We start from the raw sequence: 13,745 nt of genomic DNA, 5'->3' as shown, positions 1-13,745 counted from the left end.
TGATTAATTAACACTAAACCATTGCTGTGCATCTGCCACATCTTGATGAATCTGTGTGACGAGGTGCGCTAAGGTTTCAAACTTTTTTCTCGTTGCGAAGCTTATGAAGAAGCTCCACATGAATAAACTGACCGTAGATCTCTTGTTCGAAGTCAAAAAGATGGACTTCTAACAACGCTTTTGTGCCATTCAATGTTGGCTTAGTGCCAACATTGGCAACCCCTTTAAACTGTTTGCCGTTTAAAGATACCTGAACGGCAAATACGCCGTGCACGGGACTCACTTCACGTTTCAGTGCAACATTGGCGGTTCGAAAACCAAGTTCACGGCCTTTCTTCCAGCCATGTATAACACGTCCTGCAATCGCATATGGGTGACCAAGCATGCCATTGGCAAGACCGATTTCCCCTTTTGCAAGCGCTTCGCGTATTAGGGTGCTACTAACGCGAGAATTTAAATTCTTGAAACTAGCTGTGCTTTTCACGGCCATGCCACTTTGTTCACCAAGCGATTGCAGCATATCGAAATCACCTACACGCTTATGCCCAAAACGGAAATCATCACCTACCGTTAATGCTTTGACACCCAACTTATTTACAAGAATATCGTCAACAAATTGCTCTGCCGCCATATTGGCGAAGCGGTGATTAAAACTCACACAGATGACGCGCTCTACGCCTAACTCTGCAAGCAATCTCAATTTGTCTCTTAAACGCGTCAACCGCGCGGGCGCTTTGTCTTTTGCAAAAAACTCTTGCGGTTGAGGTTCAAAAAGCATCACGGTGCTTGGTAACCCCAACCTTTCTGCATCTTGCATTAGACCTTTGATCACTGCTGCATGGCCCAAATGCACACCATCAAAGTTTCCAATCGTCAGTACACAACCATAGTGGCAAGGACGAATATTGTGGATACCTCGAATTAACTGCATTTTTAACCTGCTTGGCCGCTCAAAAATTTCACTAAAGTGCCCGATTATACCCAAGTTATGCCCATTTGCACACACACTACAGGGTAGAATTTGACACGTCTTTGATGGTTTTAAGTCGAATGCCTAATATAAAGAGAATACTGAAGTAAACAATGCCAGCCACCATTAACACACCACACAGTAAACCAATCTGCTCAGCCAAAGCCCAAGTTTGCCATGAAAAAGCCTGTGACACTTGCATGACCACGAACGCCATCACAACACTGGCGACCACGCATTTTGCCGTGAACCACACGCTAAAATGAGACAACGTGTAGACGTTTTGTTTTTTCAAATGACGATACAATAACCAAGCATTGCACGTTGCTGATAGCGATGTTGCTAAAGCTAAACCCAGATAACCAATGAATGGGGCGAGCATTAAATTAAACACCATATTCAACACCAACATCTTGATGCCGATTTTTACCGGGGTCTTGGTGTCCTGACGTGAATAAAAGCCAGGCGCCAATACTTTGATAAGCATGAAACTGACCAAACCTGCCGAATAGGCCATCACGCCGAGCGATACCGCTCGAACGTTGTCGACATCAGAGGCACTAAACGCACCATGATCGAAAAGCACGGTAATAATGAGAGGGCTAATAACCGACAACCCTAACATCGCCGGAAAGCCGAGCAATAAAACAAAGCGAACCCCCCAGTCCAACGTGTGTTGGAAATCCTCAAGTTTCGCATTTGCATGCAATTTTGATAGCGTCGGTAAAATAACGGTCGCAATACCGATACCAAATAATCCAAGTGGAAACTCAATCAACCTATCGGAATAATACAACCAAGCAATAGAGCCTTTTTCCAAAAGTGACGCAATGACAGTATCTAATAACAAGTTGATTTGACTAATAGATACACCAAATAGCGCAGGGATCATCAGCTTACGGACTTTTGTGATTTCAGGTGAGCGCCATGCAAAGGTTGGCATTTTTAGCATACCCAGCTTCGCCAAAAACGGTAATTGGAACAAAAATTGAACCACTCCGCCAATAAACACCCCTAATGCAAGCGCGTAGGCACTCACTTCAAACTTATCGTGCAAATAAATTGCACACAATATGATTGAGATATTTAAAAGCACGGGCGTAAATGCAGCAGCGGCGAAGCGATTGTAAACATTCAGTACCGCACCACTGAGTGCGACTAAACTGATGAAAAAAAGATAAGGAAACGTGAGTTTCAATAGACTCGAGGCTAATTCAAACCGATAAGCATCTTCCCCGCCTTGCCACCAATCAATAAACCACCCAGTTCCAAATAGTGCAGCAACTATGGGGGAACCAATAACACCGAGCAACGTAACCAACATTAAAATTGTGCCCAATGTTCCCGCAGCTTGAGCAACGAAGAGACGAACTTTGTCATCACCATGTTGTTCTTTTATTTCCGCCAGTACGGGTACAAATGCTTGTGCAAATGCGCCCTCAGCAAACAAACGGCGCAAAAAATTAGGAATTCGGTTAGCAAATAGAAAGACGTCCGCCGCCGCCCCCGCACCTAAAATATTCGCAACCACGGAGTCGCGCACTAGCCCCATCACGCGCGATATCATTGTCATCGCGCTCACAATCATCCCAGAACGAAATAAGCCTTTGGCCACAACTACTCTTCCCAAAACACCTTAACCGACGCATTATGCCACAGCTTTACAACGTCAGAGATTAAAAACCACAACATTATTAGAATTTAGACTATGCGGCATACTTCAGCTTTGTTACAATGCGCGCCAATAACTGCTTAAACGGCCAGGTGATGGTGAAATCAAGCAGTTCAAGTGCCTGAGTGACCCACACTTCATTGCCAAATTGGTCAACGAGCAAGTGTACTACAGGCCAATTAATGAAGTAGTAAAAGGCGCGTGAAAGTGAAATTAACGTTGACTTTCATGGTGAAAACAGGCATAGTCCTCGGCCTTTAAATTAAGCTTATTTTAAGATTGTTAGGAGCATACCTTGGCTAACATCAAGTCTGCAAAAAAACGCGCTGTAACTAGCGAAAAAAGCCGCAAGCACAACGCAAGCCGTCGTTCAATGATGCGTACTTTCACTAAGAAAGTAATCGCTGCTATCCAAGCTGGCGATAAAGAAGCTGCAACTCAAGCACTAGCTGTAGCTACGCCAATCCTTGACCGTTACGCGTCAAAAGGTCTTATTCACAAAAACAAAGCTGCTCGTCACAAGAGCCGTCTAGTTGCTAAAATCAAAGCACTATAATTTGTTTTTGCAAGACTAAAAAAACCGGCTTTTGCCGGTTTTTTGCTTTTTAAAGCCCTACTCTTTTACCGATACGAAATCACATCAATACATTACGCTAATTCAAGGTCTGGATAGAATTTCTTTAGCATTGCCGCTATTTTCTTAGGTGAAAATGGTTTTACGACAAACCCCTTCGCACCGCGCTCAATTGCATCTTTTACATTTTCTACGGTTGAATGAGCTGACACCATCACGACATTCACATCTGGAATTATTTCACTCAGACGCGCAATCAGATCTTTACCATCACCATCAGGTAACTCAATATCAAGAAACACTATATCAAAATGCCTTTCTTCGCATGCCTTTACACATTGAGTCGCCGTAGACGCCTCTCTAACATTATCAATCCCCAAATGGGTGAGCGTTTGGTGTAAAAAACTGCGCACTGTCCCTACATCATCAACAATTAAAATTGAGATTTGTGATTCCATATTCCTTTCCCATAGGCTGACATAGCAAAATACGCTATATTAATAGCATAGAACTATTATAGAGTCCTGCAACAAAAGGCGACAAGCTTCTCATGGCAAATCAACAACAAAAAAAACAAGCACTGCTTGGTGCAACGTCGGCAAAAAAGCAAATAAAGCGTCCAGCGAACAAAAAGCCGTCACCTCAGCAATTACAGCGCCAACAACAGCTTTTACGCCAACAGCAATTGGCACAACAAGCTACTCAGGCTGAACAACCGAAGAAATTTAATACGAAACGCTGGGGAACCGCTGCCGTCTTGCTCATTATCGCTATCTTGTTTCCAAAGCCACAACTTATTACGTACGAAAAGTTGGGAATGGTTGCCGAAAGTGTCTACTGGCCTGGCTTGCCCGGCTTAAACCCTGTGTTATTCGACTCAAACTTACACCCAAGGCCAGCGCTTGATCGCAACACTCTGTATTTATGTGTTGAAGAAAATAATCCTGACAGTTGTCAGCGTTATCAAATTGTAGCAAAAAAAGGCTTTTTCGCCGCGATGATAAAATTAATTTCGAATTAAAATAACTAATCCGAAATAGAGAAAAATACTCGTTTGAAAGGTGGTTAAAGGATCACCATAATGGCCACCTTCCTGACCACCATGATTAAACGAGAAAATGCTCAACGAACTTCACTGGCTTGTAAATGTAATTCTATTAGTACTTGGCTTAGGTGCCTTTTTCATCACCCAAGTACGCTTGCTGCGCATTGCTGCGACCGCAGCATGTAGTATGCTATTTTTGTCTTTTGCTTTTGACTTAATGAATACCAGTGTTGTGTCTAACTTGAGCCTTATCTTAATAAATACGTTTTATTTATTTAAAGTGTTCACTTATAGCCCACTTAGTCTTGGCAAACACGCATAAAGATTGCATCCTGTCGGTTGTTCGCTAAAATCAACGCATCTGAGCTTTTATCTGGAGCGATTGTATGGCGATGACCGATTCAGAACTTTTTTAGCTTCGATGGGCGATGTCGTTCCCTTAGCAAAGGACAACAACGTCGCCTTAAAACAAGCAAAGCACGACCCAACCCTATCACAATTGCTAAGACGTGAAGCAGCGGAAAAAGAATTAGAGTTCGATCCTAATTATTTGTCTACTGAATACGTTGACTTTCTCGATCCTCATGACGTTTTGGCCTTCAAAAAATCAGGGGTTCAAGATGGCGTTTATAAAAATTTGCGATTGGCAAAGTATCAAATTGATGCGACGCTGGACTTACATGGCAAACCCTTCCGAGAAGCACGACAAACCCTTTTCGAGTTTATCCGCGATTGCCACCAGCGTAATATTCGCGTTATCCTTGTAAGGCATGGGAAAGGGATCAACAGTAAACCATTTCCAGCTGTGTTAAAAAGCTACGCGAATAAATGGCTTCAGGAAATGCCTGAAGTGCTCGCGTTTCACAGTGCGATGGCCTGCCATGGTGGAACTGGCTCTGCGTATGTTTTACTGAAAAAAAGTGATGAGAAAAAAGCAGAAAACAGAGAGCTTCACGCAAAACGATGATCTCAATGAAAAGGATATCAGGGGCAAGAGCTTACGCCTACCTCTATAAATTTACTTAATAGTATTAAATTGAAAAGCCACAATTAATTGTGGCTTTTTTGATGATTCAACTTAACGTGTGAGGTACTTGCTGGAAGTTCACTTGCCTGTGCTTGGGTAAACCAAGCCGAGACACCGAGGACTAAAACAGACAGCAGAACAAAACCGAACTTAACCCCACCTTGGTTGTTTCTCATCGCTTGCACCTTTATTTTATTTTTATTATCACGCTTACGTTACTTAATGGTTACAAAATCATCAATATGTTTTTTTATACAGTAATTGACCTAATTAAGTGTGAGTTTAAGCGCAATCTCAATAAAACCGATTGTTTTCTAATAGGCAACGATATTTCCGAATCAATTTCGCTGACTAGTAACCTTTTCTTTTATCGACTAAATGCTGAATTTCTTTATTCGATGCCACGTTCAATACATTCTCAGCGATTTGGTGGATAGCCGTATTGAGGCAAGTCAAAGCAGCGGCATGTGGTGTGATCGTTATTTTCTCATGCGACCAGAATGGATGTGCTGCCACAAGAGGTTCAACGGTAAACACATCCAATGTTGCAGCTCGGAGTTCCCCCGCATCCAATGCGTCCACTAAATCCTGTTCGACAAGATGTTTACCACGCGCGACATTAATCAGCACAGCATGTTCTGGCATTTTGCTAAAAAAGTCTCGGTTTAATATGCCCGTTGTCTCTTCCGTTAATGGCAATAAACATACGACGTAATCGGCTGCCTCAACGAGTGACCACAGTCCTTCCTGGCCATGAACACAATGCACTTTATTATGCTGTTTCTCACTTGCAGACCACGCACTCACCTCAAAGCCATTTTGTAACAACCTATCAGCAGCGGCTTGCCCTAACTGCCCAAACCCAAGAATACCAACCTTGTTGTGGGGGAATGCGCGGTTTGGTTTCCATATTTGCTCTTTTTGCTGACGAATGTACTGGGAAAGGCGCAATTTATGCGCGAGCACATGAGTTAAAACATATTCAGCCATATCAGTCGCGAGACTGGTATCAACGATGCGAGCAACCTGCACACCCTCAGGCAAAGAGTCAAAATCGATGCTGTCTACACCAGCACCGTAAGACTGGACAAGTTTCAGGTTTGGTAATTGAGACCAAAGACTTGAAGGCGCATTCCAAGCCAAGACTACTTCTATTTTTTCAAAGGAAGTAATGTCAGGCCATATTTGAATATCGGTGTCAGGCAAGAGTTGTTGAAGTTTATCAATCAGCTTGGAATTATCGCGATTTGGTACACAAACTAACAATGACATAGTCGTTTCCTAAGAAATTAAGCGCCAGCACCGCTACAATCGACAAAAAAATGCCACATTTTTGCAACATGCTTGTCATGTGTTCTTTTTAGGCTTGCAGCATTCTCTCTACGATGTTTGAGGTCCGTATGCTTAGCGTCGATAAGGTTATCGAAACCAATTTACCACAACTTGAAAACTCTCCCAAAATAAAAGGACTCGTTAAAAAAGGCCTCGGATATCTACTTCACGAGCAAGAATTTGTCGCATTTGCGGATACTTACCCTCATCTTCAAGGGCTGGAGTTCGTTGAACAGGTTTTGGAAGAGTTAAATTTCGATGCTCGATTCAAGCCCAAACAAGTCGAGCATATTCCAAGTGAAGGAAAAGTCGTTATCATTGCTAACCACCCTATCGGTTCGCTTGATGCGCTCGCGCTAGTCAGTATGATAGCTAAAGTTAGACCCGATATTAAAGTGGTCGCCAATCGAATGCTGATGTCTTTAACCCCGATGCATTCATTACTGCTTCCAGTTGATAACTTATCTGGCTCAAGTAAAAAGCAAGAACTCGCAAACATTCACAACCATCTAAAAAATGATGGTGCCTTGTTGATATTCCCAGCGGGTGAAGTATCTCGCTTAAGTCCAACTGGTGTTAAAGATTGCAAATGGAATTCTGGCTTTTTACGTATGGCTAAAAAAGCCAATTGCCCGATTTTACCCATCTTAGTTAAAGCCAAAAACAGTCCGTTGTTTTACGGCACATCCATGATATACAAACCGCTTGCCAGTCTGTTGCTCGTTAAAGAGATGTTCAAGCAACGCCAAAAATCGCTAGAATTTGAAATTGGCGCATGTATTCCTCCAGAGTCTTATCAAGTAGGCGGCGTAGATGACAAAGAGATTGTGAATCTCATCCGCAAACAGTTGTACCGTTTAGGTTCGAAAAAAAGTCTGCCGCTAAAAACACAATCGCCAATCGCACAGCCTGAATGTCGCAAAGAGCTTAAAAAAGCAATTGAAGCGTGTGAGCGTATTGGCGAGACACAAGATGGCATGCACATTTATTTATACAATTATCAAGGTAGTTCTACTATTTTCCGCGAATTGGGCCGCCTACGCGAAGTCGCATTTCGAGCTGTTGGTGAAGGCAGTGGAAAACGCCGAGATACTGATAAGTATGATATGCACTACATCCATCTTTTGTTATGGGATGCGAACCAACTCGAACTTGTTGGCGCCTATCGCTTCGCCAGCAGCGCGAAAGTGCTCGAACTCTATGGTAAAGAAGGGTTATACACCGACACACTCTTTCAATACTCAGACAATATGGCACCCTACTTTAAAGAAGGACTAGAACTCGGTCGTAGTTTCGTCCAGCCTAAGTATTGGGGCAGAAAAAGCTTAGACTATCTTTGGTATGGCATTGGTGCATTTATAAAACGCTACCCTGAACATCGCTATCTGTTTGGTGCGGTAAGTTTGTCTAATGCGCTTCCCGAAGACGCCAAAGCACTGCTTGTACACTATTACCAACACTATTATGGCAATCAAAATGCCTTAGCTAAGCCAAATCATGAATTCAAACTCACGCCATTACAGTTAGAATATTGCAAGCAAGTTTTTGCTGGCGATGACATGAAAGAAGATTTCGCAGAACTGAAATATATCTTAGGTAATATGGGTGCTCAGGTTCCGACTCTTTTCAAGCAATACACTGAATTGTGTGAACCCAACGGCGTGAGTTTTTTGAGTTTTAGTATCGATCCAGAGTTTAATAACTGTATTGATGGCCTTGTACTTGTTGATTTACAAGGTATTAAAGCGAACAAAGCGAAACGGTACCTTGGGGATGTGAAGAGTTAACCAAACGATTCCACTTGCAATTACAAACGCCATTTGCGATAAGCAAATGGCGTTTTTTTATCGATAAACATTATGAAGTCCGTTCTACAGTATTTACTTATCATTCTGGTTTTCATCGGACTTTCGTGGTGGCAAAGCAAAGACATGTTGACCACCAACGACTCTCCAGCACCTTATTTCAATTTATCGACGCTTCAAAACCCTGCTTCTCGAATCACGCTAAAAGCACTGCGAGGTAAACAAACTGTCGTCTATTTCTTTGCACCTTGGTGCCGCATTTGTCGTTATAGCATGCCAAATTTAGAAAAGCTTTATGTACAAGGCGAGGTTAACGCCATTGCAATCGCTCTGAATTACGACAGCCAAGACGAAGTCAATGCATTTGCCAAATCATTATCATTGACCATGCCAATACTACTCGGCACCGAAACAACGGCCGATGATTATCGAGTGACCGCGTTTCCTTCTTACTATGTTATTAACGAACGCCTAAAAATCACTGCAAAAAGCGTCGGTTACAGCAGTGAGGTCGGCCTACGTATCCGAAGTCGAGTTCAATAATGTGAGAATTTGTAATGAATTCGCACACTTAAACACATCTTTATCAAATATTTAAACGTGTTTCCTTGAATAAAATAAGGTTATTCAGCATTGGTTCAAGGAAAAATCATGAAAACGTCTTTCTCTCCCATTACACAAGCCATTGTACTTGCCTGTACATGCTTCACTTCAATTGTTGCAGCCGAAGAAGATGGTCAAACACGCGCGTCTCAAAAAAGCATGGAACGCGTTGAAGTCATTTACAAACGCAGTAGCATAACGAGTGAAATCACCGAAGATGCCCAAAAACTGATGGATATGCCAGGTGCTATGGGTGATCCATTAAGCGCAGCCTTTGCACTTCCCGGTGTAGTCGGCGCGGGCGGTGCGATGGGAGCGCCTGCTGTGCGAGGTTCCTCACCAGATGACAATATTTTCGAAGTGGACTTTATGCCTGCTGGCTATATTTTCCACGACTTTGGTAGTTCAATTTTTAACAAAAATTTGGTGCAGGATTTCCAACTTTATTCTGCGGGCTATGGCGCATCTTATGGGAACGTAACGGGTGCCGTGTTTGACGTTTCACTCCGCAACCCTAAATATCAACCAATCACCACCACCGTCGACTTAAGCATGTTAAATGCGGGGGCATTTATCGAAGGTCAAGCCACTGAAAACAGTGCTTTCTATTTCTCTTATCGTAAAAGTATGCTGCCGATATTCTTCAAAGAAGGCGAAGAACTTGAAGATGATGATGGTGAAAAAACCGGTGTCATCGTGAATGAAGCGCCTGATGATTATGATTATCAAGGCAAATGGGTGTGGGACATGAATGACCATAATGTCTTGTCTTTTAGCGTCACAGGAGCGGAAGACTCTGCCGCCGCGGGCTTTAACGAACGGGCAGATCTTGCTCAGAAAACGCCTGAGTTTCAGGGAGATGCTCGATTCATTCGTAAGTTCAATAGCCAGTCTGTACTGTGGGAATATTTCAGCAAAAAGTTATACGTAAAAACCGGTTTAGGCACGCTTTCTAGTGATGAAAAACTGGCCTATGGTAAACGAGCCACCCTAACTGATGGTTATTTCGAACAAGCCAAATTCAGGAAAAACACCCTTAAAACTCGCGTCAACTATCGATTTACTAACGAACATCGCTTAGTTGCTGATGCTGCTTATGAAGATAACCAAACAACGTTTAATTACGACACGTTTTTATACGTCTGTACGGAACAAGACCCAGATTGTGATATCAATAAGCGCGAACGCATTAATGGCACTCAAGAGGCCTCACACGACATCATACGTGGTAGCCTCGCACACGTGTGGAACCCAAATGACAAATGGCAAACGGATGTCGGCGTTCAGTTTACTCGCTATCAGTACTCAAAGGAAAACTTCGTTGCCCCTAGGGTCGCCGTAGATTACTTTTTATCTCCAACACAAACGATTAGTGTAAAAGCGGGTGCCTACAATCGTGAGCAAGACATCAACTATTTACTGCCAGAAGTTGGTAACCCGGCACTTAAATCACAACAAGCACAGCACTTAACGCTTGGCTACAAACAACAATTAGCAAACGAATGGTCTTGGTCTTTAGAAACCTACTACAAAACCATGAAAGACTTGCCGTATGCACTAGACACAAGTTCAACACCAAACTCAGCGCTTTACAGTAACGATGTAGAAGGAAAAGCCTACGGTGTTGACCTACTTATCAACAAAAACAAAACGGATAACTGGTACGGTTGGCTCGCAATAAGCGCGTCAAAGAGTGAACGTACGGAATTACCAACCAACACAACCCGAGATTACTTTGCAGATACACCTTTAGTGATCAACGCCGTTGTACAATATGACATAAATGAAATTTGGAATATTGGCTTTAACTTTACGGCGCGAAGTGGGCAAGCTTACACGCCTATTGTTGCCGTTCGAGAAAACCCTGACTTTCCTGGACATTTTCTTCCGGTATACGGTGAACCCTTTTCAAAACGCCACGATTTGTCACATCGTTTAGACATACGAGCTGAGCGAAAGACAGATTGGTTTGGTCTTGATGGTAAACTTGTTTTTGAGTTAATGAATGCCTATGGACAAGAAAATATCGCTTACATCGATTTAGACTACGACAAAGTCCATTCGACCAGTGACCTCATCATCAAAGAAGAGGAAGATGATTTCGCGATGCGACCGTCCATTGGTTACAGCTTCAAATTTTAGTATGAGCAACCCTCAAGGGAGACTCGTTCTCCCTTTTTTACACGATTAGTTACCTTAACAGGTATGATTGAACCAAGCTCCCCATACCTTTATCATGTTGTCGTTTACGTCATTTAGAATACGGTAATTGGCAATCATGGCATTAACGCACTTCAGCAAACGACTTGTCCGTCTAAAAGATTATCAATGGCTTTTGCTGTGTTGGAGTCTGCTGCTTTGTATCATTTGTACAAACTGCACCATTTACAGTGTTTTTATCGCTAAAGAGCGCGCTGATTTCGCCGCATCGTTATTTTGGGCACTTCGAGAATATGGGATCTGGCTTGTTTTAACCCCGTTATTTTGTCGAACGATACAACCAGTATCGTTATTCAACGTATCTAAGGGTGTACTGTTAGGATTTGTCTACATACCCATTGCCCTAATATTCAATGTATTACTTACACTCGGCAGCGAACAAAGCGTCTCTTGGCAAGAGTTCCTTTTCTTTAATTGGCACAAACACACAATTGCCTACATCGCGATTTACTTATTGTGGCGTTTTCATGCTAAAGCGAATAAAGCACTTCCTTGTCCTCATCAAGCCACAAACAGTGAAACCACTCAAGAAAACCAAGCCAGTGTTTCACCGCCAACGCATGAACCTGATGAAGCAAGAACAACCATTACACTCGATGGTCGCCTTATTGAGATAGATAATATTCACTACGCTCAGGCCTCAGGCAACTACGTAGACCTATTTACCAATGATGGGAATGTATTAGTACGAGCAACCATGAAAGAACTACAGACTCTGTTGCCTTCACACCAGTTCTTTAGAAGTCATCGCTCGTATTTAGTGAACCTAACTCATTGCGAAACCGTGCTCAATGAACGAGCTGGACACGGGCTCATTCGACTTCGTAATGGACAATCTGTTCCAGTCAGTAAATCACAGCGCGCACAAGCACATCAATACGTCACCACTTATCCCTAAATCATGGGACGAACGGTGATGCATACGCCATTTGTCCCAAAGTGCGAGTAAACACCCCATTTTCATCAGCTAAACACCGATTCACGGTTATCGTCATATTCCGCTAACTAAAACTAGGAATACTGAGATGAATTCACATACCGTATCGGCATCAGCCCGTTTCTATCATTGGGTGATTGCCCTTATCATGGTAGGACTACTTGGGGTCGGAATCACGATGGCGCAGTTTGAAATTTGGCCGCTTTACCCAATTCACAAAGCTCTTGGCGTACTTGCGTTATTCGTCATTATACCGCGTGTTGTCATGCGCCTAAAACAAGGTATGCCGCTGCCTGTAGAACAAACGCCTAATTGGCAGCATAAGGTGGCTAAATACGCTCATTGGCTACTGCTAGCCAGCACCCTAACAAGAGACTATGGCGTCAATAGTTAAATTTAGACTTTTGGCGCTTCCCAAATTACCCCGTCTCTTAGCATCGAATTTAAGATAACAATCATCTTCCTAACACAGGCAATGAGTGCTACTTTCTTCGGTTTTCCGGCGGCCACTAGTTTTTGATATTGGCCTTTAAAAACCGGGTTAGATTGTATTGCCGACATCATGGCCATGTATAAAACGGTCCTCACTTGATGACGCCCACCTTGTATTTTTCGCATCCCTTTAAAGCGACCACTTTCTCGGTTTATTGGTGCAACCCCCACTAATGCGGATGCTTGTTTATTGGTCATATAACCGAGTCTCAGGTAGGTTACTAATGATGGATGCAGCAGCTATTTTACCGATCCCTTTCATACTTTGAAGTAGATGATTTTTTGCTTGATATTCAGGGCATGACTCGATTAATTTGACGATTTTACTTTCTATTTTAGCTATCTGATTTTTAAATGCAGTCAGGATAGGTTTAATCGTTGTAGCGAGTTCTTTTGGCAAGATTTGGAGTCGATTTTTCTCCATAGTTTGCATAACGAGCAATTGATTTCTACGCGCGACTAAATCACTCATAAGCTGCATATTCTCAGGCTTGAGCTGAGAGAGTGCAGGTTTAATAGCCTCGCCATAATGGGCTATCAGCTTAGCATCGAGTTTATCGGTTTTTGCACGTTGACCAATCGCCCCGGCAAAGCGTTTTACGTGGACAGGATTGGCAATTACAAAAGGTAAACCAGCTTTAGCGCATGCCATAATGAATGACATTTCAAGGCGACCTGTTGCTTCAATAATAATGCGCTCAGGCTGGTGCTTTTTAATCTTGCTAATAGCTTCTTTAATCCCTTTGTCATCGTTAGAAACGGTGAAGTAGATATCCAGCGGACGGATGTAAATATCAAGTTTAAATTTACCGGTATCAACGCCAATGTTAATGCTTTGATTTGGTTTCGTGTTCATATAAGCTAACTCTTGCTTGCATAATGCGAGACTCGAGGCCCAGTAGACTATTCGAGTGTGATGCTTGGAGTCTTTTACAGCGTTCTTTCTTGTTATCGGTCTCTCAATGGAGGAGCCATCACTCAATCGAACTACTGTAAAAGAAGGCTTTAGTTGCAGCTAAAGCTTGGGCCTCACCTTACCCTAAATCGGTATAAAAAGAGTAATTAAGA

Annotated in this window: 13 protein-coding genes and 2 pseudogenes; 9 read left to right on the top strand and 6 right to left on the bottom strand. The window is 42.8% G+C overall.

Features of this window, described 5'->3' with window-relative positions; all coding sequences use genetic code 11:
• Nucleotides 1–3 precede the first annotated feature (3 nt).
• Together ribF and murJ are read right to left on the bottom strand one after the other, a co-directional pair.
• Nucleotides 4–931: pseudogene (gene ribF / locus J5O05_RS15355) on the bottom strand (bifunctional riboflavin kinase/FAD synthetase).
• Between the two features lie 76 nt (nt 932–1,007).
• Nucleotides 1,008–2,585, bottom strand: coding sequence for a murein biosynthesis integral membrane protein MurJ (gene murJ / locus J5O05_RS15350; protein ID WP_280117663.1), 1,578 nt, complete (start codon nt 2,583–2,585; stop codon nt 1,008–1,010).
• Nucleotides 2,586–2,937: 352 nt separating this feature from the next.
• On the opposite strand from murJ, the gene rpsT reads away from it, so the two are divergent.
• A complete protein-coding gene (gene rpsT, locus J5O05_RS15345; RefSeq protein WP_208842806.1) occupies nt 2,938–3,198 on the top strand; it encodes a 30S ribosomal protein S20 in 261 nt (86 codons plus the stop codon).
• Between the two features lie 92 nt (nt 3,199–3,290).
• Here the strand turns inward: rpsT and J5O05_RS15340 are convergent, their stop codons facing one another.
• A complete protein-coding gene (locus tag J5O05_RS15340; RefSeq protein WP_208842805.1) occupies nt 3,291–3,674 on the bottom strand; it encodes a response regulator in 384 nt (127 codons plus the stop codon).
• Nucleotides 3,675–3,766: 92 nt separating this feature from the next.
• Here J5O05_RS15340 and J5O05_RS15335 point away from each other — a divergent pair, with 92 nt between their 5' ends.
• From J5O05_RS15335 to smrA, 3 genes are all read left to right on the top strand, one after another.
• The gene (locus J5O05_RS15335; RefSeq protein ID WP_208842804.1) at nt 3,767–4,237 is read left to right on the top strand and encodes a hypothetical protein; all 471 of its coding nucleotides are present in this window, start codon (nt 3,767–3,769) and stop codon (nt 4,235–4,237) included.
• Nucleotides 4,238–4,334: 97 nt separating this feature from the next.
• On the top strand, nt 4,335–4,583 hold the full coding sequence (locus J5O05_RS21980) for a hypothetical protein (RefSeq protein ID WP_244369656.1): 249 nt from the start codon (nt 4,335–4,337) through the stop codon (nt 4,581–4,583).
• A 60-nt stretch (nt 4,584–4,643) separates the two neighbouring features.
• Nucleotides 4,644–5,228: a DNA endonuclease SmrA gene (smrA, locus tag J5O05_RS15330; RefSeq protein WP_244369654.1), complete on the top strand. Its 585-nt coding sequence runs from the start codon at nt 4,644–4,646 to the stop codon at nt 5,226–5,228.
• A gap of 83 nt (nt 5,229–5,311) precedes the next feature.
• Here the strand turns inward: smrA and J5O05_RS15325 are convergent, their stop codons facing one another.
• Nucleotides 5,312–5,464 (bottom strand): hypothetical protein, encoded by a 153-nt coding sequence (locus J5O05_RS15325; RefSeq protein ID WP_208842803.1) that lies wholly within the window; start codon nt 5,462–5,464, stop codon nt 5,312–5,314.
• 175 nt (nt 5,465–5,639) lie between these two features.
• Nucleotides 5,640–6,560: a 2-hydroxyacid dehydrogenase gene (locus J5O05_RS15320; protein ID WP_208842802.1), complete on the bottom strand. Its 921-nt coding sequence runs from the start codon at nt 6,558–6,560 to the stop codon at nt 5,640–5,642.
• A 128-nt stretch (nt 6,561–6,688) separates the two neighbouring features.
• Between J5O05_RS15320 and olsF the strand changes: the two genes are divergently transcribed.
• From olsF to J5O05_RS15295, 5 genes are all read left to right on the top strand, one after another.
• A complete protein-coding gene (olsF, locus tag J5O05_RS15315; RefSeq protein WP_208842801.1) occupies nt 6,689–8,407 on the top strand; it encodes a bifunctional ornithine lipid synthase OlsF in 1,719 nt (572 codons plus the stop codon).
• 72 nt (nt 8,408–8,479) lie between these two features.
• Complete coding sequence (locus J5O05_RS15310) at nt 8,480–8,968, top strand: TlpA family protein disulfide reductase (RefSeq protein WP_208842800.1); 489 nt, start codon at nt 8,480–8,482, stop codon at nt 8,966–8,968.
• Between the two features lie 108 nt (nt 8,969–9,076).
• Nucleotides 9,077–11,170: a TonB-dependent receptor plug domain-containing protein gene (locus tag J5O05_RS15305; protein WP_208842799.1), complete on the top strand. Its 2,094-nt coding sequence runs from the start codon at nt 9,077–9,079 to the stop codon at nt 11,168–11,170.
• A gap of 136 nt (nt 11,171–11,306) precedes the next feature.
• Complete coding sequence (locus J5O05_RS15300; protein WP_208842798.1) at nt 11,307–12,146, top strand: LytR/AlgR family response regulator transcription factor; 840 nt, start codon at nt 11,307–11,309, stop codon at nt 12,144–12,146.
• Nucleotides 12,147–12,273: 127 nt separating this feature from the next.
• Nucleotides 12,274–12,579 carry a cytochrome b gene (locus J5O05_RS15295; RefSeq protein WP_208842797.1) on the top strand — a complete coding sequence of 102 codons (306 nt, stop codon included), beginning with the start codon at nt 12,274–12,276 and terminating at the stop codon, nt 12,577–12,579.
• A gap of 2 nt (nt 12,580–12,581) precedes the next feature.
• On the opposite strand, the pseudogene J5O05_RS15290 reads toward J5O05_RS15295, so the two are convergent.
• Nucleotides 12,582–13,533 (bottom strand): annotated as a pseudogene (locus J5O05_RS15290) (IS110 family RNA-guided transposase).
• Nucleotides 13,534–13,745 lie beyond the last annotated feature (212 nt).

Source organism: Pseudoalteromonas xiamenensis (assembly GCF_017638925.1).
In the GTDB taxonomy this organism is placed as follows: domain Bacteria; phylum Pseudomonadota; class Gammaproteobacteria; order Enterobacterales; family Alteromonadaceae; genus Pseudoalteromonas; species Pseudoalteromonas xiamenensis.
Note: the sequence above shows the minus strand (reverse complement) of the source record. Positions and strands in the feature narration are given on the sequence as shown.